At 69.4% G+C, this 23473-nt stretch carries 16 protein-coding genes and 2 rRNA genes; 8 read left to right on the forward strand and 10 right to left on the reverse strand.

Annotated elements, in window-relative coordinates; genetic code table 11:
* Positions 1-60: 60 nt before the first annotated feature.
* The 3 genes from O7611_RS27385 to O7611_RS27395 all read right to left on the reverse strand — a co-directional run bounded on the left by O7611_RS27385 (position 61) and on the right by O7611_RS27395 (position 6057).
* Positions 61-3169: ribosomal RNA gene (locus O7611_RS27385) — 23S ribosomal RNA — on the reverse strand.
* Between the two features lie 385 nt (positions 3170-3554).
* Positions 3555-5069: ribosomal RNA gene (locus O7611_RS27390) — 16S ribosomal RNA — on the reverse strand.
* The 16S and 23S rRNA genes sit together here, the layout of an rRNA operon.
* A gap of 703 nt (positions 5070-5772) precedes the next feature.
* A complete protein-coding gene (locus tag O7611_RS27395) occupies positions 5773-6057 on the reverse strand; it encodes an SCO4848 family membrane protein (protein ID WP_194803430.1) in 285 nt (94 codons plus the stop codon).
* Positions 6058-6180: 123 nt separating this feature from the next.
* Here O7611_RS27395 and O7611_RS27400 point away from each other — a divergent pair, with 123 nt between their 5' ends.
* From O7611_RS27400 to O7611_RS27430, 7 genes are all read left to right on the forward strand, one after another.
* Positions 6181-6624 carry a PRC-barrel domain-containing protein gene (locus O7611_RS27400; protein ID WP_194803431.1) on the forward strand — a complete coding sequence of 148 codons (444 nt, stop codon included), beginning with the start codon at positions 6181-6183 and terminating at the stop codon, positions 6622-6624.
* A 270-nt stretch (positions 6625-6894) separates the two neighbouring features.
* A complete protein-coding gene (gene trpS / locus O7611_RS27405; protein ID WP_269697806.1) occupies positions 6895-7953 on the forward strand; it encodes a tryptophan--tRNA ligase in 1059 nt (352 codons plus the stop codon).
* 271 nt (positions 7954-8224) lie between these two features.
* Entirely contained in the window at positions 8225-9943 is a 1719-nt protein-coding gene (gene argS, locus O7611_RS27410) for an arginine--tRNA ligase (protein ID WP_194803433.1), read from the forward strand.
* 150 nt (positions 9944-10093) lie between these two features.
* Positions 10094-11434: an MATE family efflux transporter gene (locus O7611_RS27415; RefSeq protein WP_194803434.1), complete on the forward strand. Its 1341-nt coding sequence runs from the start codon at positions 10094-10096 to the stop codon at positions 11432-11434.
* 47 nt (positions 11435-11481) lie between these two features.
* Positions 11482-12657, forward strand: coding sequence for a hypothetical protein (locus tag O7611_RS27420; RefSeq protein ID WP_269697807.1), 1176 nt, complete (start codon positions 11482-11484; stop codon positions 12655-12657).
* Positions 12632-13321: a hypothetical protein gene (locus O7611_RS27425; protein WP_194803436.1), complete on the forward strand. Its 690-nt coding sequence runs from the start codon at positions 12632-12634 to the stop codon at positions 13319-13321. Before O7611_RS27420 ends, O7611_RS27425 begins: the two co-directional genes overlap by 26 nt.
* Complete coding sequence (locus O7611_RS27430) at positions 13309-14742, forward strand: condensation domain-containing protein (protein ID WP_269697808.1); 1434 nt, start codon at positions 13309-13311, stop codon at positions 14740-14742. The genes O7611_RS27425 and O7611_RS27430 overlap by 13 nt, the downstream gene beginning before the upstream one ends.
* 52 nt (positions 14743-14794) lie before the next feature.
* Here the strand turns inward: O7611_RS27430 and O7611_RS27435 are convergent, their stop codons facing one another.
* From O7611_RS27435 to O7611_RS27445, 3 genes are all read right to left on the reverse strand, one after another.
* Positions 14795-16900, reverse strand: coding sequence for an MMPL family transporter (locus O7611_RS27435; RefSeq protein WP_194803438.1), 2106 nt, complete (start codon positions 16898-16900; stop codon positions 14795-14797).
* A 113-nt stretch (positions 16901-17013) separates the two neighbouring features.
* A complete protein-coding gene (locus O7611_RS27440) occupies positions 17014-17679 on the reverse strand; it encodes a response regulator (protein WP_030504405.1) in 666 nt (221 codons plus the stop codon).
* A 28-nt stretch (positions 17680-17707) separates the two neighbouring features.
* Complete coding sequence (locus O7611_RS27445) at positions 17708-18859, reverse strand: sensor histidine kinase (RefSeq protein WP_269697809.1); 1152 nt, start codon at positions 18857-18859, stop codon at positions 17708-17710.
* 169 nt (positions 18860-19028) lie between these two features.
* On the opposite strand from O7611_RS27445, the gene O7611_RS27450 reads away from it, so the two are divergent.
* The gene (locus O7611_RS27450) at positions 19029-20108 is read left to right on the forward strand and encodes an inositol-3-phosphate synthase (RefSeq protein WP_135242443.1); all 1080 of its coding nucleotides are present in this window, start codon (positions 19029-19031) and stop codon (positions 20106-20108) included.
* Positions 20109-20156: 48 nt separating this feature from the next.
* Here the strand turns inward: O7611_RS27450 and O7611_RS27455 are convergent, their stop codons facing one another.
* The 4 genes from O7611_RS27455 to O7611_RS27470 are packed head-to-tail and all read right to left on the reverse strand — an operon-like array spanning position 20157 to position 23470.
* Entirely contained in the window at positions 20157-20840 is a 684-nt protein-coding gene (locus tag O7611_RS27455; RefSeq protein ID WP_194803440.1) for a 4'-phosphopantetheinyl transferase family protein, read from the reverse strand.
* On the reverse strand, positions 20833-21990 hold the full coding sequence (locus tag O7611_RS27460; RefSeq protein ID WP_194803441.1) for an acyl-CoA dehydrogenase family protein: 1158 nt from the start codon (positions 21988-21990) through the stop codon (positions 20833-20835). The genes O7611_RS27455 and O7611_RS27460 overlap by 8 nt, the downstream gene beginning before the upstream one ends.
* On the reverse strand, positions 21987-22640 hold the full coding sequence (locus O7611_RS27465; RefSeq protein WP_194803442.1) for a hypothetical protein: 654 nt from the start codon (positions 22638-22640) through the stop codon (positions 21987-21989). The genes O7611_RS27460 and O7611_RS27465 overlap by 4 nt, the downstream gene beginning before the upstream one ends.
* Positions 22637-23470 (reverse strand): hypothetical protein, encoded by an 834-nt coding sequence (locus tag O7611_RS27470; protein WP_194803443.1) that lies wholly within the window; start codon positions 23468-23470, stop codon positions 22637-22639. The genes O7611_RS27465 and O7611_RS27470 overlap by 4 nt, the downstream gene beginning before the upstream one ends.
* Positions 23471-23473 lie beyond the last annotated feature (3 nt).

Here is a 23473-nt window from a genome sequence, read left to right on the forward strand (position 1 = left end):
AACCCAACCCTGGTGGGTGATCGTTTGTTCAGAGTTGCACAGTGGACGCGTAGCAGCTTGGTAGTCAAGTCCTCGGCCTATTAGTACCGGTCAACTGAACCCGTTACCGGGCTTACATTTCCGGCCTATCAACCCAGTCGTCTAGCTGGGGGCCTTACCCCACAATGTGGGTGGGATACCTCATCTTGAAGCGAGCTTCCCGCTTAGATGCTTTCAGCGGTTATCCCTTCCGAACGTAGCTAACCAGCCGTGCCCCTGGCGGGACAACTGGCACACCAGAGGTTCGTCCGTCCCGGTCCTCTCGTACTAGGGACAGCCCTTCTCAAGTATCCTACGCGCACGGCGGATAGGGACCGAACTGTCTCACGACGTTCTAAACCCAGCTCGCGTACCGCTTTAATGGGCGAACAGCCCAACCCTTGGGACCTGCTACAGCCCCAGGATGCGACGAGCCGACATCGAGGTGCCAAACCATCCCGTCGATATGGACTCTTGGGGAAGATCAGCCTGTTATCCCCGGGGTACCTTTTATCCGTTGAGCGACACCGCTTCCACATGCCAGTGCCGGATCACTAGTCCCGACTTTCGTCCCTGCTCGACCTGTCAGTCTCACAGTCAAGCTCCCTTGTGCACTTGCACTCAACACCTGATTGCCAACCAGGCTGAGGGAACCTTTGGGCGCCTCCGTTACCCTTTAGGAGGCAACCGCCCCAGTTAAACTACCCACCAGACACTGTCCCTGAACCGGATAACGGTCCGAAGTTAGATACCCAAATCAACCAGAGTGGTATTTCAAGATTGCCTCCACCCATACTGGCGTATGGACTTCACCGGCTCCCACCTATCCTACACAAGCTAATTCAGATACCAATGTCAAGCTATAGTAAAGGTCCCGGGGTCTTTCCGTCCTGCCGCGCGTAACGAGCATCTTTACTCGTAATGCAATTTCGCCGGGCCTGTGGTTGAGACAGTGGGGAAGTCGTTACGCCATTCGTGCAGGTCGGAACTTACCCGACAAGGAATTTCGCTACCTTAGGATGGTTATAGTTACCACCGCCGTTTACTGGCGCTTAAGTTCTCCGCTTCGCCCCGAAGAGCTAACAGGTCCCCTTAACGTTCCAGCACCGGGCAGGCGTCAGTCCATATACATCGAATTACTTCTTCGCATGGACCTGTGTTTTTAGTAAACAGTCGCTTCCCCCTGCTCTCTGCGGCCATACAACGCTCCACCCGCGCGGGGCTTCACGTCTCCGGCCCCCCTTCTCCCTAAGTTACGGGGGCAATTTGCCGAGTTCCTTAACCACAGTTCGCCCGATCGCCTCGGTATTCTCTACCTGACCACCTGTGTCGGTTTGGGGTACGGGCCGCTAAGAACTCGCTAGAGGCTTTTCTCGGCAGCATAGGATCACTGACTTCACCTGAATCGGCTCGGCATCACGTCTCAGCCCTAGTGGTGTGCGGATTTGCCTACACACCGGCCTACACGCTTACCCCGGCACAACCACCGGCCGGGCTCAGCTACCTTCCTGCGTCACCCCATCGCTTGACTACTACCCGCCAGGTTCCCACGCTCCCCACCATTGGTCCGAAGACCGCCGGCAGTTCGGGTGGTTAGCACAACGAGGTTCATCAGGGTCGCTCTTTCGCGGGTACGGGAATATCAACCCGTTGTCCATCGACTACGCCTCTCGGCCTCGCCTTAGGTCCCGACTCACCCAGGGCGGATTAGCCTGGCCCTGGAACCCTTGGTCATCCGGCGGAAGGGTTTCTCACCCTTCTTTCGCTACTCATGCCTGCATTCTCACTCGTGCCGCGTCCACAACTGGGTCACCCCGCTGCTTCACCCCCGGCACGACGCTCCCCTACCCATCCACACACCTGCATACCCCATCAAGGAGGCACGAAGTTAAAATGTGAATGCCACAGCTTCGGCGGTGTGCTTGAGCCCCGCTACATTGTCGGCGCGGAACCACTTGACCAGTGAGCTATTACGCACTCTTTAAAGGGTGGCTGCTTCTAAGCCAACCTCCTGGTTGTCTATGCGACCCCACATCCTTTTCCACTTAGCACACGCTTAGGGGCCTTAGCTGGTGATCTGGGCTGTTTCCCTCTCGACTACGAAGCTTATCCCCCGCAGTCTCACTGCCGCGCTCTCACTTACCGGCATTCGGAGTTTGGCTGATTTCGGTAAGCTTGTGGGCCCCCTAGACCATCCAGTGCTCTACCTCCGGCAAGAAACACGCGACGCTGCACCTAAATGCATTTCGGGGAGAACCAGCTATCACGGAGTTTGATTGGCCTTTCACCCCTAACCACAGGTCATCCCCCAACTTTTCAACGTTGGTGGGTTCGGCCCTCCACGCGGTCTTACCCGCGCTTCAGCCTGCCCATGGCTAGATCACTCCGCTTCGGGTCTAGAGCATGCGACTAAAAACGCCCTATTCAGACTCGCTTTCGCTACGGCTCCCCCACACGGGTTAACCTCGCCACATGCCACTAACTCGCAGGCTCATTCTTCAAAAGGCACGCCGTCACCCCGCAAGGCTCCGACGGATTGTAGGCGAACGGTTTCAGGTACTATTTCACTCCCCTCCCGGGGTACTTTTCACCATTCCCTCACGGTACTCGTCCGCTATCGGTCACCAGGAAGTATTTAGGCTTACCAGGTGGTCCTGGCAGATTCACGGCAGATTTCAGGAGTCCGCCGCTACTCGGGAACACCCACAGAAGACCAGCAACTTTCACCTACCGGACTATCACCGTCTACGGTCAGCCATTCCAGACTGTTCGACTAGCCACTAGCTTTGTAACTTCTCCAACAGATGTCAGTCTGTTGAGCAGGGTCCCACAACCCCGACCACGCAACCCCTGACAGGTATCACACGCCGCCGGTTTAGCCTCAATCCGCTTTCGCTCGCCACTACTCACGGAATCACTATTTGTTTTCTCTTCCTACGGGTACTGAGATGTTTCACTTCCCCGCGTTCCCCCCACACACCCTATGTGTTCAGGTGCGGGTGACATCACATGACTGATGCCGGGTTTCCCCATTCGGACACCCTGGGATCACAGCTTGGTTGACAGCTCCCCCAGGCCTATCGCGGCCTCCCACGTCCTTCATCGGCTCCTGGTGCCAAGGCATCCACCGTTCGCCCTTGACAACTTGACCACAAAGATGCTCGCGTCCACTGTGCAATTCTCAACAAACAACCAACCCACAACCCACAGCCCCACACCTACAACCACCACATGGTCACGGTTTGCGAGACCAGGCCATGCCTGGCGCCTTCCGCCCCCTCGGACACAGTCCACAGGAGGCATCTCAAGGCTCTGAAAAAACAACCTCGGTTGTTCCTTCAGGACCCAACAGGGTGCTTACATCCGCCACCAGCCGCACCACAGTCTCGTTCCCACCACCCAAGAGTGGCTGTACTAGAGGATCCGCAGCCGTTGCCGGCACCAGACTTGCCAGTGTCTCCGCCATCTGAGCACCCCGACCCGACATCCGCGGGCCGCGGGCTCCATGCCACCTTTCGGTGGATGGTGCTCCTTAGAAAGGAGGTGATCCAGCCGCACCTTCCGGTACGGCTACCTTGTTACGACTTCGTCCCAATCGCCAGCCCCACCTTCGACGGCTCCCTCCACAAGGGTTGGGCCACCGGCTTCGGGTGTTGCCGACTTTCGTGACGTGACGGGCGGTGTGTACAAGGCCCGGGAACGTATTCACCGCAGCGTTGCTGATCTGCGATTACTAGCGACTCCGACTTCACGGGGTCGAGTTGCAGACCCCGATCCGAACTGAGACCGGCTTTTTGGGATTCGCTCCACCTCACGGTATCGCAGCCCATTGTACCGGCCATTGTAGCATGCGTGAAGCCCTGGACATAAGGGGCATGATGACTTGACGTCATCCCCACCTTCCTCCGAGTTGACCCCGGCAGTCTTCGATGAGTCCCCGCCATAACGCGCTGGCAACATCGAACGAGGGTTGCGCTCGTTGCGGGACTTAACCCAACATCTCACGACACGAGCTGACGACAGCCATGCACCACCTGTGACCGCCCCCGAAGGACCTGCCATCTCTGACAGTTTTGCGGCCATGTCAAACCCAGGTAAGGTTCTTCGCGTTGCATCGAATTAATCCGCATGCTCCGCCGCTTGTGCGGGCCCCCGTCAATTCCTTTGAGTTTTAGCCTTGCGGCCGTACTCCCCAGGCGGGGCGCTTAATGCGTTAGCTGCGGCACAGGGAACCGGAGAGGCCCCCCACACCTAGCGCCCAACGTTTACAGCGTGGACTACCAGGGTATCTAATCCTGTTCGCTCCCCACGCTTTCGCTCCTCAGCGTCAGTATCGGCCCAGAGACCCGCCTTCGCCACCGGTGTTCCTCCTGATATCTGCGCATTTCACCGCTACACCAGGAATTCCAGTCTCCCCTACCGAACTCTAGCCTGCCCGTATCGACTGCAGGCCCGCAGTTGAGCTGCGGGTTTTCACAGTCGACGCGACAAGCCGCCTACGAGCTCTTTACGCCCAATAAATCCGGACAACGCTCGCGCCCTACGTCTTACCGCGGCTGCTGGCACGTAGTTGGCCGGCGCTTCTTCTGCAGGTACCGTCACTTACGCTTCGTCCCTGCTGAAAGAGGTTTACAACCCGAAGGCCGTCATCCCTCACGCGGCGTCGCTGCATCAGGCTTCCGCCCATTGTGCAATATTCCCCACTGCTGCCTCCCGTAGGAGTCTGGGCCGTGTCTCAGTCCCAGTGTGGCCGGTCGCCCTCTCAGGCCGGCTACCCGTCGTCGCCTTGGTAGGCCATCACCCCACCAACAAGCTGATAGGCCGCGAGCCCATCCCAAGCCGAAAAACTTTCCACCACCAACCATGCGATCGGAGGTCATATTCGGTATTAGCCCCGGTTTCCCGGGGTTATCCCAAAGCCTGGGGCAGGTTGCTCACGTGTTACTCACCCGTTCGCCGCTCGAGTACCCCGAAGGGCCTTTCCGCTCGACTTGCATGTGTTAAGCACGCCGCCAGCGTTCGTCCTGAGCCAGGATCAAACTCTCCAACAAAAACTTTGTCGAACAGCAATCAACCTGGCAACAAAAGTGTTGCCAAAGGAATCCCAACCAGCCAAACCAAACGGCCTGACCAGTCCGGGGTATAAAACAATTGGCACTGGCTTTACAAGCACCCTGTTGAGTTCTCAAAGAACAACCACACACCAACCAGAAGCACCACCATCAGCGGCACCCCGACCGGGGCATTTCGTTCGTTCACCCGCCGCTCTCGCGCCGGGCACTTTTACTACGTTACCTCACCGTCTCTGCCGTGTCAAACCGTGTGTCCCGGTCTGTCATGCTTCGTACGGGTCGGCGCCGCTGAGCACGCGCAGCAGTCACCCGCTGCGATGATCATCGGATTTGGCAGGCCGGCCGCTGCGGTTTCCCGCTAGCTCGCCCGGTGCCCTGCCGGTCGACAACCTTACCCGGTCGGTTCCGCTCCGCCAAATCCGCCCTGCGGCGTTTCGGCGGGCCTCGCCCGGACCGCGTCCTCGCAAGATCTCAGTCTTGGTCGTACCCGGTGCCACCGTTGTTCGATGCTCCCGGGTTTCGTCCCGTTTGCCCCGTTCCGCGCTGGCAGAGAGAAAGTTACGCGTCTGCGGGTTTGAACGTCAAATCGAGGGGTAGCGGTGCGCGTCACACCCGTCCGCAGCGCCCGCGATCAAGGAGTTCGCGTGCCGATCGACGTCCCCACCGGACACAAACTCCTTGATCACCGGGGTGGGGCGGAGGGCGAGGAGGGGGACGGGTGGGAGGGGCGGCGGGCGGCGCGGTAGGCGCGGATGCCGAGGACGCCCACAGTCGTGCCGATGGCCAGGGACGCGGCGATCAGCAGGGCGTGCACCCAGAGGAATCCGGTCGGGCTGCCCTCGCCGACGACGCCCGCCGACCAGGCGCGCTCGTCGTTCCAGATGGCGACCGCGAACCTCGGCCAGATCGCCCACGTCCAGACGCCGACGGCGACCAGGAACAGCGACCAACCACGTGACAGGACCATGGTCGGCCAGTATGCCAGCGCGCCGTCCACCCAGGTCAGGACCGCGGTCGGGCGCGGCAGGCGTTTCCGTTCCCGCCGCTGGGGCACTGATTCCGTCGAGCCGATTCGACGGAGGTGCCACCGATGCAGCCGTTCAACCCGTGGACCTGGCGGGATCCGTCCGCCCTGGCCGGTGGGTACGACCAGACCCGGCCCACAGACGTACCGGAACAGCGCACCGGCGAGGCGGACGACGGCCCGGACGCCCCCGGCCCGGGTACGCCGATCGACCTCACCGGCTACCGGGTGGAGGCGACTGACGGCCGGATCGGCTCCATCGACGAAGCAAGCGAGGACGCGGACGCGCGGTACCTGGTGGTGGACACCGGTCCGTGGATCTTCGGCAAGAAGGTGCTGCTGCCGGCCGGCACTGTCGCCCAGGTCGACCACCTGGACCGCGTCGTGCACGTGGACCGCACCCGGGAGCAGGTGAAGGAGTCGCCGGCGTTCGACGCGGACCACTTCGCGCACCCGGAGTACCGGGAGCGGGTCGGCAGCTACTACGCGGAGAGCTATCGACAGCAGTAAGCGCGGCAGGAGGCAGCGGCGCGGGCCGGTGAGCGGTTACCGTGTCAGTCATGGTCCGGCCGCGCAGCTGCCTCCCGGAGATCCGTAGCGGTCTCCCGGGCCACGCTGTCGACGGCCGGGAGCAGATCCTCGACGTACTCCGTGCCGGCGGACTCCGTTTCCGCGCCGGCGGGCGATGGCGGCGCTCGTTCTGACGAGCCCGCTCCACCGACCCGGGTGACACCCGGGTCGCGTCTCCCCGCCATCGAACGGCACGAAAGGCGTACGACCATGTCCTCTGCACGCATGCTCACCGGCGACCGCCCGACCGGCCGGCTGCATCTCGGCCACTACGTGGGCAGCATCGCCAACCGGGTGCGGCTGCACCAGCGCTACGAGAGCTTCTTCATCATCGCGGACCTGCACATGCTCACCACGCGCAACAGCCGCGCGGACATCGAGCAGGTGGCGCACAACGCCCGCGAGATGGTCACCGACATCCTCGCCGCCGGGGTGGAGCCGGAACGGGCCACGTTCTATCTCCAGTCGGCGATCCCCGAGGTCGGCGACCTGAACACGCTGTTCCAGAACCTGATCACGGTGCCTCGGCTGGAACGGGTGCCGTCGCTGAAGGAGATGACCCGCGACGCCGGCAAGGACGAGATGCCGTACGGCCTGCTCGGCTACCCGGTCCTCCAGGCCGCCGACATCCTCTGCGTGAAGGGCCAGGTAGTGCCGGTCGGGAAGGACAACGCCGCGCACGTCGAGGTGACGCGGGAGATCGCCCGCCGGTTCAACCACCTCTACGGCGAGGTCTTCCCGGTGCCCGACATGCTGATGTCGGAGACGCCGACGCTGGTCGGCACCGACGGCGCCGGGAAGATGAGCAAGAGCAAGGGGAACGCGATCGCGCTCTCCGACGACGCGGCCACGGTGCGCCGCAAGGTGATGGGGATGTACACCGACCCGAACCGGGTCCGCGCCGACGTGCCGGGCACGGTCGAGGGGAACCCGGTCTTCGATTACCACGACATCTTCAACCAGGACCGGGCGCAGGTGGCGGACTTCAAGGCCCGCTACCGGGCCGGCCGGGTCGGTGACGTCGAGGTCAAGGAGGCGCTGGCGACGGCGCTCAACCGGTTCCTGGACCCGATCCGGGAGCGCCGGGCCCGCTTCGAGGCGCAGCCCGGCCTGGTCGACGAGCTGATCGTCACCGGCACCGAGCGGACCCGCGTCGAGGTGCGCCGCACGCTCGTCGAGGTGCGCCGGGCGATGGGCCTGAGCAGCGCGTACACCCAGGTGCGGCGCCGGGCCGAGCGCTACCGCAAGGCCGTCGCCACCTCGGCCTGACGACGAGCCGGTCCGGGGTACGCGCTTGCGCCGACCCCGGACCGGCCGGTTACGCTGCCGGCATGGCCAGCTCGCACGCGTACCCGATGACGTCCCCCGACGTCCGGCTCGGCGCGCTGCGACGCCGGCGGTCCCGCGACCGCCTGCGCTGAGCCTTCCCCTCCTGCGACCGGCGGATCGAGCCGCCGGTCGTCATCGATCGTCCTCGCTCCGCCGTCGCGTTCCCGTCAGGTGATCCGCGCGGCGGATCCACAGCGAGATCGGCGTACTCATGGATCTTGAAAGGTTGCTTGCCGACCGGCTGGCGCCCGCGTTCGCGGCGGTGGCCGGCATGCCGGTGGACCCGGCCGTGCGGCGCTCGCAGCACGCGGACTTCCAGTCGGACGCGGCGCTGGGGCTGGCCCGGCGGCTCGGCCGTCCGCCGCGGGAGATCGCCGCGGAGGTACGGGAGCACGCGTCGCTGGCCGACGTCTGCGCGGCGGTCGAGGTGTCCGGTCCGGGTTTCCTGAACCTCACGGTGGCCGACCACGCGCTCGGCGGGCTGGTGTCCGCGCTGGCCGCCGACCCGCGGCTCGGGGTGCCGCCGGTGGCCGAGCCGGAGACGGTGGTGGTCGACTACTCGGCGCCGAACGTGGCGAAGGAGATGCACGTCGGGCACCTGCGGTCGACGGTGATCGGGGACGCGGTGGCCCGGACGCTGGAGTGGCTCGGGCACCGGGTGCTGCGCGCCAACCACCTCGGCGACTGGGGCACACCGTTCGGCATGCTGATCGAGCACCTGCTCGACCTGGGCGAGGCCGGGGCGGCGCAGGAGCTGTCGATGGGTGACCTGGACGGGTTCTACAAGGCGGCGCGGGCGAAGTTCGACGACGACCCGGCGTTCCAGGAACGGTCGCGGCGGCGGGTGGTGGCGTTGCAGGGCGGCGACCCGGCGACGCTGCGGCTGTGGCGGCTGCTGGTGACGCAGTCGGAGAGCTACTTCCTGACCGTGTACGACCTGCTCGACGTGACGCTGACCGGCGCCGACTTCCGGGGCGAGAGCAGCTACCACGACCAGCTCGCGCCGACCGTCGACGAGCTGGACCGGCTCGGGCTGCTGCGGCGCAGCGACGGCGCGGACTGCGTGTTCCCGCCCGGTTCGGTGGGCCGCGACGGCGAGCCGTTGCCGCTGATCGTGCGCAAGTCCGACGGCGGGTACGGCTACCCGGCCACCGACCTGGCCGCCCTGCGGCACCGGACCGGCACGCTCGGCGCGACAAGGCTGCTCTACGTGGTAGGCCTACCGCAGCGGCGGCACTTCGAGATGGTGTTCGCGGTCGGCGCGCAGGCCGGCTGGCTGGCCGCGCCGGCACGGGCCGAGCACGTCGGCTTCGGCTCGATCCTCGGCCCGGACGGGCGGATGCTGCGCAGCCGGGCCGGCGGGTCGGTGAAGCTGGTCGGGCTGCTCACCGAGGCTGTGGAGCGGGCCACCGCGCTGGCCCGGGAACGCAATCCGGAGCTGGGCGAGGCGGAGGCCGCCGCGGTGGGGCGCGCGGTGGGCATCGGCGCGGTCAAGTACGCCGACCTGTCCGGCGACCGGCACAAGGACTACGTGCTGGACTGGGAGCGGATGCTGTCGCTGGACGGGAACACCGCGCCGTACCTCCAGTACGCGTACTCCCGGGTCCGGTCGATCTTCCGGCGGGCCGGCGCGGCGGCGCGGCCGGACGCGGAGGTCTCGCTCACCGAGCCGGCCGAGCGGGCGCTCGCCATCGAGCTGGTCGGCTTCGCCGCGGTGGTCGAGGAGGTGGCGGGCACCCTGGAGTTCCACCGGCTGACCGCGTACCTGCACCGGCTGGCGGTCGCGTTCAGCGCGTTCTACGAACGCTGCCCGGTGCTGCGGGCCGAGGGTCCGCTTCGGGACAGCCGGCTCGTGTTGTGCGAGCTGACCGGGCGGGTGCTGCGGCAGGGCCTGGACCTGCTCGGCATCCGTACCCCGGAACGGTTGTGAGGCCGACCGGACACCTCCTGGGCATAGCCCTTTGGGCAGCTTGTGGGCCTGATTCGCGCGTATCTATGGTCGGTGCGTCTCCGCGAGCCCGACATGGGGGTGGGTCATGCCCGAACGTCCGACTACCGGCTCGGCGGCGGTGGCACCGTCGTGAGCACCACCGAAGCACCGACCACGATCGTCTGGGACGGCGCGTCCCGGATCCGCCGCCTCGCCGCCACGATCGCACTCGGCGAGACGGCCGGCGTCCTGGTGCCGGTGGTGGTGATCGCGCTGATGGCCCGGATCAGCGTCGAGGCGATGTACGTGCGCTCCCTCTACGTACCGTTGGCGCTGCTCTTCGCCGCCCTCCAGGTGGGCTTCGACGTGAGCAACCAGGTCTCCGCGTCGGTGAGCCGCGGCGCCGGCCGGGCCAGGGACGTCCTCCCGGTCGCCGCCAGCATGGCCCGCGTCGGCGTGGCCGTCTGGGGCACCGTCAGCCTCGTACTGATCCTGGCGGCGCCCTGGCTGGCGGCGCTGCTGAACGTCCCGGACGCGTCGGTGGGGGAATTCGTCGCCTTCACCCGCTGGGCCTGCCTGGCCAACCTGATCTTCTTCCCGACCGTGCTGCTCTCGTCGAGCCTGCGCGGCTACGGCCGGCCGGGCTCCGCGGCGGCCGTGGTGCTGACCGGCGCGGTCCTGGAGGTGGGCGGCGTCGCGGTCCTGGGCTTCGGCACCGACCTCGGCGTGTACGCGCTTCCGGTCGCGATCGCGATCGGCGGCGTGGCCGCGCTGACCGTCGGCATGGTGCAGGTGTACCGCTGCGGACTCTGGACGGCGAGCGGGCCGCTGACCTGGCGGCCGGAGGCGATCGGGCGACTGACCGGCACCGGACTGCCGGTCACCGCGTCGTTCGTGGTGATGGCCGTGGCGAACGCGGGCCTGCTGTGGGCGCTCAGCCCGTTCGGGCCGGACGTGGTGTCCGGGTACTCGGCGGCCGGCGCGCTGCAGAACCTGCTCATCGTGCCAGCCTCGGCGCTCGGTTCGGCGACCGCGATCGTGCTCAACCAGATGCGGGGCGCGGGGCGGCCCGGCGAAGGGCCGGCGGTGTTCGGGGCCGGACTGCGCCTGACCGCCGCGGTGTACGCGGTGCTCGCGGCCGCGATCTGGTTGGGCCGGGAGCCCCTGGCCGCGCTGCTGGCTGGTGACCCGACCGTCGCGTCGGAGACCGCACGGTTCCTGGGGATCGTCGGCCTGACCTACCTCGGTCTGGGCCTGAACGTGATGACGCTGCTCCTTCTCGAACAGGTCGGCGGGGGCCTGATCGCGCTGCTGCTGAACGTGCCCTACTTCGGGGGCATGGTCGTCGTCGGCAGCGCGCTGGCCCGGACCCAGCAGGATCCGTCGGCCCTCTACTGGACGATCGCGGTGCTCAACGCCTGCGGCATGCTGCTCGTCCCGCTCCTCACGTGGCGGCACGTCCGCCGGACCAGCCGGGCGGACGCCCGGTGAACCGCCCCGAATGGCGGGCGCGGGACGTTCGCCTGAGCGTCACGATCATGCACCATCCGGCTCGCGACGTCGCCCTGGACGTGCTCGTCGATGCGTGCCGCCCGCTGGAGGCACGCATCGTGCACGACCCGGACCCCGACGCCGCGCGCAGCCCGTTGCGGACCGCGAAGGTCGCCTGGGCCTCGATCGCCGAGGGCGCCACGCACCACCTGGTCCTGCAGGACGACGCCCGGGTCTGCGACGACTTCGCCGCGCACGTGCTGGCCGCCATCGCGCGCCGCCCGGCACACGGCATCGCCCTCTACACCGACTGGAGCAGCCCGCAGAACAGCTTCCTGTGCCGGCTGGCCGCGGTCGCCGGATCGCCGTGGGCAGCGCTGTCCCCGATGGAGTGGATACCGGCGCTGGCGTTCCTGCTGCCGGCCGACGTGGCCGCGGACCTGGCCGCCTACCTGGCGCCGATCCCCGACGAGGTCACCGACGACGACCAGATGATCGCCCGATACTGCCGGGAACGCGAGGTGCCGATGCTGGCGACGGTGCCGCACCTGGTCGACAACCGCGGGCTGCCGACCCTGATCGCCGGGCACGGCGGCCGGCACCATGCCACCGTGTGGGCGCCGCCGGTGCCGTCCGCCACGCACTGGGAACTCGACCCCCGGATCGACGCGACCCTGGCGTCGCGGTCCCGCTACCGGTCCCACGACGAGTACGTCGTGCAGGTCAAGGACTCGCGCTGCCTGATCCGGCTGCTGCGGCCGCACACCGGTGAGCCCGGCGGCAACGAGTTCTGCTGGTACTGGGCGGACTGGTGCGACCTGCTCGGGGTCGGCGCGGAGGAGGTGACGACCGCGCTGGCCGCGTACCTGGACAGCCGGCCCGGGCCGCGACCGCAGGCGCGGGCCGCCCTGGAGATCTGGGCCGCCGGATACCTGCTCGGGCTGGAGGCCGCCGCGGTACGCCGTGACCTGCCCGTCCCACTCGGCCCCGCCCACCCCGCCCGGATCCGTTCGGCCGTGTCGACCTGGGTGGACTCCGGCCTGACCGCCCCGGACGGCACGGCCCTCGGCGCCGCCGGCCGGGCCGCGCTCATCGACCTCGGCGTGGCCGCTGTCGCTCTCGGCCTGCACCGCCGGAGCCCTGACACCTTCGTCACGGCCGGCGTGCCGGCCGACGCCAGTGGAGAGGACATCCGACATGACCACGCTTGCCACGACTCCTGACCCGGCCCTGGGCACCGTGGTCGAACGGATGGCGCTACGCGAGGTGGCAGCCCACTTCCTCGTTCCGGCCGATCAGCCGCCGGGGGTGATCCGCCCGCCCGCACCCCCGATGGCGGTCCGGATCATGACCTGCCCGGACTGCGGCGCCGACGCCGACACCTTCGGGGACGCGGGCGTCGCGTTGCCCTTCGCGGAGTGGCGGATCGTCGCCGCGGACGACCCCGACGCCGGCGACCTGCCCACGCTGACGGTGCTCGGCTGCGAGTGGTTCGCGCCGCGGGCGATGCTGCCGGTGGCGATCGCCATCGAGCGGTTCGGCCCGGTGTCGGCGACCGGCTTCCGCAGCCGCGCGGTGGCCGTCACCGAGCTGCGTGGCCTGCCGTTCGACGCCGTCCTGGCGGCCCTCGACGAGCAGGAGAGCTGGGCCGACGCCGTGTGCGCCGGCAGCGGCCTGCCGCCGGGGCCGGCGCGGACCGTACCGGCCGCCAGCCGGCTGGTCAGCTCGGCGGCCACCTGGGCCGCCTTCCGCGCCTCGGTCACCGCCCGGTTCCTCGGCCCGCACGCGTCCGACGCCGGACCGGGCCGATGGAACGAGCGGTACCTGGAGAACCGCCGGGACGCGGCGGTCCGCACGCTGGACGGATACGCATCGTGTCCGGCCTGACCGCCGACGTGCGCTGGCAGCCGGCCCGCTTCACCGGTTCGCGGGCGGTCGTCGAGCACCTGACGTGGGGTCAGGTGCTCGTGGAACGCGACATCCGGCGGATGCCGCCGGGCACCGCCTACAACGTCACGGTGCCCGTGCTGATCCCCGACGGCGTGGACCTGGCGATGGTGTGCGCCGCTGTGGGCGCGCTGACCGGCCGGTTCGAGGCACTGCGTACGCGGTTCCCGCGGCGGGACGGCCGGCTGGTCCAGGAGGTGCTGGACAGCGGCAGCATCCCGGTCGGGGTCTTCTCCGGCGACGGTCCGGCCGAGCGGTTCACGGCGACCGCCCGGGAACTGGACGAGCAACTCCAGGCGACACCGTTCGACCACGATCGGGACCTGCCGATGCGCGTCCTGGTCTGCGTGCACCGGGGCGTGCCCCGGGCTCTGGTGCTCTGCATCGCTCACCTGGCCGCCGATCTGCAGAGCAGCCGCCTGGCGGCACGGGTGCTGGCCGAGATGCTGGCCTGCCGGGCGGCGGGGCGCCCCGATCCGGCGACTCCGGAACTGGTTCATCCCGCCGACCTCGCCGCCTTCGAGCGTTCCCCCCGGGGCCGTACGGTCAGCGCCGCCGCCGTGGCCCACCTGCGCCGGCAACTGAACGCGGTCCCGCTCGACAACTTCGCCGCGCTCCGGCCGGTGGCGCCGGCCGAACCCCGGTTCTGGCGCGGTGTCCTGGACTCGCCGATCTCGGCGCCGGTGCTGGGGATGCTCGCCGACCGGTACCGCACCAGCACCGCCACCGTCGCGCTCGCGGTGACCGCAGCCCTGCTGGGCGTGGTCGCCGAGACCGACAGGTGCGGATTGCTGCTGGTCGTCGGCAACCGCACCACCGCCGCACAGCGGGCCTCGATCGGCACGCTGACGCAGCACATGCCGGCCGTCGTCGACCTGACCGGGCCGGCCTTCTCCGACCTGGTCCGGCACTGTTGGGGCACTGCCGTGCGGGCCTTCCGGCACGGCCGCTTCGATCCGGTGGACGGGTGGGCGGCGCTGGCCGAGGTGAGCCGGGAACGCGGCGCCCAGCCGGAGATCAGATGCTTCTTCAACGACATGCGCGGCGCACCGGAGACGCCGCCCGTCACCGCGCCGATCGACAGTGACGTGGTGCGGCGGGTCCTGGCCGAGCCGCGCTTCCGGTGGACCGAGCGCCGGCCGGCCGGCGCCTCGTTCTTCATGGAGGTCGGCGACGTGCTCGACACCCCGGGGCACCTGCGCTGGACGCTGCTCGCGGACACCACCCTGCTGCCCCCCGACCTCATCCGTGCGGTCCTGGCCGGAGTGGACCGGCTGCTGGTGCGACTGCTCGACACCGATCTGCTCCTCTCCGAGGTGGGCGAGGCCGCCGGCCTGCGCGGCGTGGTGGTCCCGCACTGAACGATCCGATCGACCGGGGCGGGGCAGCGGGGGTCTGCCCCGCCCCGGTCTCTCAGCCCTGGGCGGTGGCCGTCAGCTCCGGCTGCGCGTCGACGGCGTCCGGAGCGGAGGGGACCGGCGGCCGGCCACCCAGGAAGCGAGGCGCCCACCACGCGGCGCTTCCGAGAATCGCCATCGTCGCCGGGACCAGCAGCATCCGGACGATCACCGCGTCGATCAGGACGGCCAGCACCAGACCCAGGCCGACCTCCTTGATCGGCGCGAAGCCCCCGGTCATGAAGCCGGCGAAGGTGACCGCGAGGAGCAGGGCCGCAGCGGTCACGATGCCACCGCTTCGCTGCAGGCCCTCCCGCACCGCCTGGTCCGGGGCCGCGCCGGCGAAACGGCGCTCACGGATCCGGGACAGGACGAAGACCTCGTAGTCGGTGGAGAGCCCGAACGCGATCGCCGCAACGACCACCGGCACGGTCAGGTCGATGCCGTCGAGCCGCTCACCGCCGAGCAGGCCGACCAGGTGCCCCTCCTGGAACACCCAGACCACCACACCGAGTGCGGCGAACAGGCTGAGCAGGTTGGTGAGCACGGCCTTCAGCGGGATCAGCACCGACCGGGTGAACGCCAGCAGCAGGACGAACGTCGCCAGCAGGACGATGCCGCCGGCGATCGGGAGGCGGTCGCGCAGCTCCTGCTGGTAGTCGACCAGACGGGCCGCGTCGCCGGTGACCTGCACCGTGAAGGGTGCGTCCAGGTCACGGATGTCGCGTACCGCCCGGGCGGTGTCCGGGTCGCTCGTCGGGTTCTCCGGGGTGGCCTGCAGCACGGCCAGCCCGCCGCCGCTGCGCCCCGGGTTCACCACCGAGACGCCGGGCACCGCGGCGACCCGCTGCCGGAAATCGGCCAGGTCGGGGTCGTCGGCCGAGGTCCGGGCGACGATCGTGATCGCGCTCGGGCCGGCGAGTGCCGGGAAGTGCTCGCGCAACGCCTCGGTGAGCTGGCGGGTGGCACTGTCGGCCGGCAGCGACTTCGGGTTGCTGGTGTCCAGCCGCAGGTTGGTCGCGGACAGCCCGGCCATGAGCAGGCCGACGAGCACCACCAGCAGGGTGAGCACCGGCATCTTCTGCACCCCACGGGCGACCGCGGCGAACGACCGGCCGCGCTCCTTCCGGGCCCGGACCGGCTTGATCCGGTTACGCAGCAGCTGGAGCAGCGCGGGCAGCAGGGTGATCGCGGCGAGCATGTCGATCAGCACCACGGCGGCGCCGGCCACGCCGATGGACCGCAGGAACGGATCGGCGAAGACCACCAGGCTGGCCAGGCTGACCGCGATGGTCAGGCCGGAGAAGACGATGGTCCGGCCGGCGCGTTCGGAGGCCCGCACGAGCGCCTCCTCCGCGTCCTCGGTCAGCGCCCGCTCCTCCCGGAACCGGCTGACCATGAGCAGCGCGTAGTCGACGCCGAGACCGATGGCGAGCATCGTGGTGACCTGGATCGAATAGATCGACACATCGGTGAAGAAGCTCATCACCAGCAGCGTGGTGAAGGTTCCGCCGACACCGACGAGGGCGATCAGCAGCGGCAGCCCGGCGGCGATCAGCGACATGAAGACCAGCAGCAACAGGAGCAGCAGCAACGGCGCGGAGACGATCTCGGCCCGCCTGGTGTCCGAGGTGGCCTGGTCGTTGAACTCGCGGTCGGTGAGCGGGCCGCCGGAGACCACAGCCGTCGTACCGTCGATCCCGGTCAGCTGCGTCCGTACCTTGTCGGCCAGCAGGTCGCCCTGGTGCGCCAGCTCCACGTTCACCAGGACCGCCGCGCCGTCGGTGGCGACCGGGGCCTGGGTACCGAACGGGTCGGTCACCGCCAGCACGCCGTCGACGGCGCGCAGCTCGGTGAGCGCGGCGGAGACCTTCGTACGGAAGGCCGGGTCGGTGACCGAGCCGCCGGAGATGACCGCGTTGATCACCGGTGGCGCGAGCTCGGCGTCACCGAGCGCCTGCGCGCCCTGCTGCGACTCGCTACCGGCGATGGCGCCGACGCTTGTCGTCATCCGGGCGAAGACGCCGTTTCCGACAGTGAAGCCGGCCGCTGCGATCACCAGCCAGATGACGAGCACGACGGCAGGGCGCCGGCGAGCGAAACGCGTAACGGCACGGATCATCACACAGCTCCTCAGGACGGAAAGACCGATGTGATCTCATCCTGATGAAGCGGGCCCTCCGGCAGATCGCCGCCGAGAGCCAAATCCGGTCTCACCCGAGCGAGGGAGAGCGCTCAGTCGAGATCCTCACCGGGACTGATCAGTCCGGCCTCGTAGGAGAAGACCACCGCCTGCACCCGGTCCCGCAGGCCCAGCTTGGCCAGCACGTTGCTGACATGGGTCTTGACGGTATGGTCGCTCACCGTCAGCCGGGCGGCGATCTCGGCGTTGGAGAGCCCACGAGCGACCAGGCACAGGATCTCCCGCTCCCGCCCGGTCAGCTCGTCCAGCCGGGCCGGCGGGCGGATCGCGCCCTGGGGCCGTCGCAGCAGGTCGGCGATCACCCGCCGGGTCACCGTCGGGGCGAGCAGCGCCTCGCCCTTGGCGATGACCCGTACCGCTTCGACCAGCTCGGCCCGGCGCATGGTCTTGAGCAGGAAACCGTTCGCGCCGGCCCGCAGCGCGTCGTGCACGTGCTCGTCGACGTCGAACGTGGTGAGGATGAGCACCCGCGCGTCGGTGGTGGCGCAGATCCGGCGGGTGGCCTCGATGCCGTCGATCGGGCCCTCCATCCGGATGTCCATGACCACCACGTCCGGCTTCTTCTCGGCCACCACCCGCAGGGCCTCCAGGCCGTCCGCCGCCTCGCCCACCACGGTCAGGTCCGGCTCCGCGTCGAGGATCATGGCGAAGCCACCTCGGACCAGATCCTGGTCGTCGACGACCACGATGCGCACCATGGGGCGCCACCCCTCGATTCGTAGCAGCTCATTCAGTGGGCAGGACGGCGCGCACAGTGAAGCCGCCGCCGTCGGGACCCGCTCCGACGCACAGCTCACCACCGCAGGCGGTGACCCGCTCCCGCATGCCCATCATTCCGTATCCGCCGCCGACATCCACCGCACCGATGCCGTCGTCGGTGACCGTGACCCGGATTTCGAGCGGGTTGAACTCGATCAGCACGTCCACCATCGACGCCCGCGCGTGCCGGATGGTGTTCGTCAGCGCCTCCTGCACCACGCGGAAGACAGTGGCGTCCACATCGGCGGGCAGGGGCCGCTGCTGGCCGCGCCAGCGCAGTGCCGCCTCCAGGCCGCCGCGGCGCGCCTCGCCGAGCAGTCGCGGTACGTCACCCACCCCCGGGACCGGAGCCGGCGGCTCCTCGCCCTCCGCCGAGCGCAGCGCGGCCAGCGATCGCCGGAGCTGGGCGATGGCGGACCGGCCGCTCTCGGCGATCACCTCGAAGGTCTTCTCGGCCCGGGCCGGGTCGGTGCGGGCCACCACCGGCCCGGCCTCCGCCTGGACCACCATGATCGCGACGGTGTGCGCCACGATGTCGTGCACCTCGCGGGCGATTCGGTTGCGGTCGCGCGCGGCGGCGGCGGCCCGTTCCTCCTCCTGGCGGGCAGCGCGTTCCTCGAGCACCGCGATCCGGTCGCCGCGGCCGCGGGAGGCGATCCCCATGCTGTACGCCGCCACGTACGCCATCCCGACGTACCCGAAGGTGGCGGCGTTCTCGCCCGGGACCACGAGTGAGACGACCACCCCCACGGCCTGCACCCCGATCGCGACCTGCCGCCAGGGGGACGGGCTCAGCGACGCGAACGTGTACGTCGCGACGAGCGGCCCGAACGGCAGCGGCGGCATCTGGTGTGAGAGCCCGAGGACGCTGATCGCCAGGCCCACAGTCACCGTGGTGAGCAGCGGGGCCCGCCGGCGCCAGATCAGCGGTAGCGACGCGCCGGCGGCCACCAGGATGTGCCAGACCTTGCCGTCCTCGGAGAACGTCACCGGCAGGGCGGTGCCGACGAACACGGCCACCGCGATCAGCCCGTCCAGCCAGAGCGTGGCGTTTCGGGGCAGCCGCGCGGGTCGTGCCCGCGTCCGGACGGTGGCCGGAAGAGGCATGGACAACGGCACGATCGGCTCCTCAACGCGCGACGGTCCCCAGTATGCGGCCCCGGCGGCCGTCCGGGGCGTACGCGCGCGCCCGGACCGCCGTCGATGTCCTGTTCAGGACATCGAGGTGGAGACCGGGACGAGCGGGTCGGTTGAATCGAGTTCTGTCGCAGAGAGAAGGAGGCACCACGTGGGCGCAGTCCGCGTCGCCATAGCCGGGGTCGGCAACTGTGCCGCGTCGCTGGTGCAAGGCGTCGAGTACTACCGGGACGCGAGGACGACCGACACCGTTCCCGGCCTCATGCACGTCGCCTTCGGCGACTACCACGTCGGCGACATCGAGTTCGTCGCGGCTTTCGACGTGGACGCGAAGAAGGTGGGCCGGGACCTGTCCGAGGCCATCGTCGCGAGTGGCAACAACACCATCAAGATCTGCGACGTGCCCCCGTCCGGGGTCGTCGTGCGGCGTGGCCCGACACTCGACGGTCTCGGCGAGTACTACCGGGAGATGATCGAGGAGTCCGACGAGCAGGCCGTCGACGTGGTTCGCGCACTGCGCGACTCCGGCGCCGACGTCCTCGTGTCGTACCTGCCGGTGGGCTCGGAGGAGGCCGACCGGTTCTACGCCCGCTGCGCGCTGGAGGCGGGCGTGGGGTTCGTCAACGCGCTGCCGGTGTTCATCGCCTCGGACCCGGTGTGGGCGGCCCGGTTCACCGAGGCCGGCGTGCCGATCATCGGCGACGACATCAAGTCGCAGGTGGGCGCCACCATCACCCACCGGGTGCTGGCGAAGCTCTTCGAGGACCGCGGGGTCCGGCTGGAGCGCACCTACCAGCTGAACTTCGGCGGCAACATGGACTTCATGAACATGCTGGAGCGTCGCCGGCTGGCGTCGAAGAAGCTGTCCAAGACCCGCGCCGTCACCTCGCAGGTGCCCCACGAGATGGCCGCCGGCGACGTGCACATCGGCCCCAGCGACTACGTGCCGTTCCTGGAGGACCGCAAGTACGCCCTGGTCCGCCTGGAGGGGCGGGCGTTCGGCGACGTGCCGCTGCAACTGGAGTACAAGCTCGAACTCTGGGACTCGCCCAACTCGGCCGGCGTGATCATCGACGCGGTCCGGGCGACCCGGATCGCCATGGACCGGGGGATCGGCGGACCCATCCTCTCCGCTTCCTCGTACTTCATGAAGTCGCCGCCCGAGCAGTACGACGACGCCGCCGCCCGGGACGCCGTCGAGCGCTTCATCCGCGGCGAGGTCGAACGCTGACCGACGGGTGACGGGGGAGCCGGAGTCCGGCTCCCCCGTCGTCGTTCGTCACGGTCCCCGCCTCAGATCGCCCTGGAACTCGTGGTGGTGGCAGACCGCGGGATCCGCTCCGGCCAGCGCCACGGCACCGCGGAAGGCGCCGTGGTCGGGCAGGTCCCGCAGGAAGTAGGCGCCGGGCAGCCGGCCGGACGGATCACGGATCACCGCACCGCTCGCCGCGCCGGGGACCGGCAGCCGCAGCCCGAGCGCCAGGCGCGCACCGGCGGCCTTGACGCACGCCTCCTTCCGGGTCCACAACCGCAGGTAAGCGGCGTAGGCGCCGGCACCGGCGGCCGCCACCAGCGCGGCCTCCGCGGGGGTGAAGAAGCGCGCGGCCATCCGCTGCGGATCCAGCCCGGGCCGGGGGTGGTCCAGGTCCACGCCGACCTCCCGGCCGGCGAGCGCGATCACCGCCCGTTCCCCGGCGTGCGCGAGGCTGAAATGCAGCGAACCGCCCGGCAGGTACGGCCGCCCGAGCGGCTCGCGGCGCAGCGGCAGCGCGGTGGGCCGCAGGTCAAGCCGCCCGGCGAGGATCCCGTTCAGGGCGGCGTGCGCCACGACGAAGCGACGGCGCCCGTCCGGATCGCCGATGTCCGCGGCGCGCCGCAGTTCGGCCGCGCCGAGCCAGCGGGCGGCGTCGACGTCGCGGTCCAGGTGGACGGTCCAGACGTCGACGCCGCCCGGCTCAGTCACGGTCGAGTTTGCCCTGGACGAGGCCCTGGAAGGTGTTGAGTCGCTGGATGTTGCCGGTGCCTTCCATGAATTCGACGCCCCGGGCGTCGCGGATCAGCTTGTCCAGCATCGGCTGCGTGAGCCGTGCGCCGGGGCCGAAGTACTCCAGCGCCTCCAGCGTCACCTCCTCGGCCAGCCGGGCCGCCCGGGCCTTCGCCGCCGAGGCCAGGTGTCCGTTGGCGGGCTGGGCGTCCACGATCGAGGCGGCCTGCCAGATGAGCTGCCGTACGCCGTCGATCCGCCGGCCGGTCCGTTCCCAGCGCAGCCGCTCGGCCTTGGACAGCGAACCGCGCTGCTCGATGACGTAGTCGTGCGCGGACCGGGCGATGCCCAGCGCGATCGCCGCCACGCCCGGCCGGAGACGGTTGAACATCTGCACGCCGCTCCACACGCCGCGCCGGGTGGGGCTGAGGTGGCGGCCGAGCACCCGGTCCTCCGGGACCGGCACGCCGTCCAGGGTGATCGCGCTGAGCTGGGCGCCGCGCAGGCCGATCGTCGGGATCGGCTCGGCCTTGAAGCCGGGCGCGCCGGTCTCGACGAGCACCGCGGTGGCGCCGAGCGGACCGGGCCGGTCGCGGGCGAAGACGACGCCGACCTGGGCCCGGGCGCCGTTGCCGATGTAGCGCTTGGCGCCTCGCAGCAGCAGGCCGCCCTCGCCGTCGGGGTCCAGTCTCGTGCCCATCGCCCCCGCGTCCGAGCCGTGGTCGGGCTCGGTCAGCGCGAAGAAGGTCCACGTCGGCGCGGCCAGCAGCCGGCCGTAGAACCATTCCTTCTGATCCCGGTCGGCGAGCAGGTCGACGAGCACCCCGGACAGCGAGGCACCGGGGGACGCGAGCATCATGCCGGCGTCCCCGGCGGCGATCTCCTCGGCGAACACCACCCGTTCCATCGCCGTCATGCCGTCGAACCGGTACCCGCCGATGAGCGTCCGGTCCGGCAGCCACGGCGCCGGGATGAGCATGGTGGACAGGTGCCGTACGGCCGGGTTGTCCAGGCACCGGTACACGGTGTCCGGGTCACGGTCCAGCTCCAGGGCCGTCGAGCGCAGGTCGCGCGCCCAGTCCCGGGCGTGCGCCCGGGCGGCGGTGAGCCGGTCGTCCAGTTCGATCACGGCGTCCACTCCTGTCCACCGATCCAGGCATCGGCCAGCAACTCCGACGCGTCGACCACAGCGCCCGGCCCGTCCGCGGTGAACCCGCTGGCTCCGAGCAGGCGCAGCAGCATCCGGTCGGCAACGGTGATCTGCCGGTGCAGCCAGGCCAGGGATCCGGCCGGGGGCGGCGTACCGGTGAGCCGGACCTTGATCTCGATCTGCTCGGTGACGGCGTCCGCCAGCGCACCCTTGATCATCTGTTGCAGCAGCAGCGGGGTGTCGCCGACGCGGCGGTCACCGAGGTGGGCGACTGTGACATCGAGCAGGGCCTCGGAGAGTCCGAGCCGGAGCCCGGCCAGCGCGGCCATCCAGTCCGGCCAGGGTGCCGGCGCGCCGACCGGGCCGGGTGCGCCCCGGTAGCGGACGGCCGCCAGCCGGCCGTCCGGTGTCTCGACAGTGCCGAGCCGCTCCACGGCGGCCGGGTCCAGGGCGGCGACGGTGTCCCCGGTCCAGACCCGGCCGGCGTCGTGCAGCGCCGGCTCGGGCAGCACGCAGCACCCGGTCGGGCCGCACGGCAGGGCCCGGTCCGCCAGCGCGGCGTGCATCGCGGTGAGCGTGGCGGTGAGCCCGCCGGTCCGGGCGCTGCGGCGGGCCTCCTCGGCGATCACGACCGCACCTCCGGGCCCGAGCCGGCGAAGACCGCCACGCACAGGGTGCCCGAGATCGGGTCGTGGTCCGCCACCGCGATCGGCCCGGCGGTGCCCGCCCGTTGCCGGGCAAGCTCGGCCCAGACACCCGCAGCACCCGACCCCGGCGCCGGAACGGCCTGATCGCCGCCGGTCAGGCCGGGACCGGTGATCAGGACGGCGTCCGCCGGCACCAGCTCGTCGAGCAGCGTCCCGGCTGCCGCCGGTGACACGTCCGGTCGCTGGTGCACTGATGTCCCGTCCGTGCCGGCCGGTTCGAGCAGCACCGCCACCCCGACGTCGTGGCCGGGAACCGGATACCGGGGCCCGACCACCTCGTACGGGATCGTCGTCTGTTCCAGGATCAGCAGCAACGCCCGGCAGCCGGGGAAGTCGCCGGAGTAGGTCCCGAGCAGCCGCAGGGCGGTGAACGCCGCCGCCGGTCCCTGGTCGGACACCGCGAAGGCGAGCGGATCGCCCTGCACCAGCTCGTTGAGGTAGCAGGCGGTGACCCGGCGCGGGTCGCCGTCCGGGGTGGAGTGCGCGATGGCGATCAGATCCACCGGCGCCGCGAGGTCGAGATCGCGCACCAGGCGGTCCGCCATCCCGGTGAACGAGTTCCGGGCGGCCGCCGCGTGCCGGTCCCGGTCGAAGCGACGACCGTACAGCTCGGTCATGTCCGACAGGTACTCCTCGAGCAACGGATCGCCCCGGTACGGCTCCGGATCGGGGTCGAACCGGCGGGCGATCACCTGAGTCGGCCGGAGCCGGCCGGTACGGACCGACGGGGCCGGGGCGATGGACAGGAACATCGG

The sequence above is a fragment of the Micromonospora sp. WMMC273 genome (assembly GCF_027460285.1).
Taxonomy (GTDB): domain Bacteria; phylum Actinomycetota; class Actinomycetes; order Mycobacteriales; family Micromonosporaceae; genus Micromonospora; species Micromonospora aurantiaca.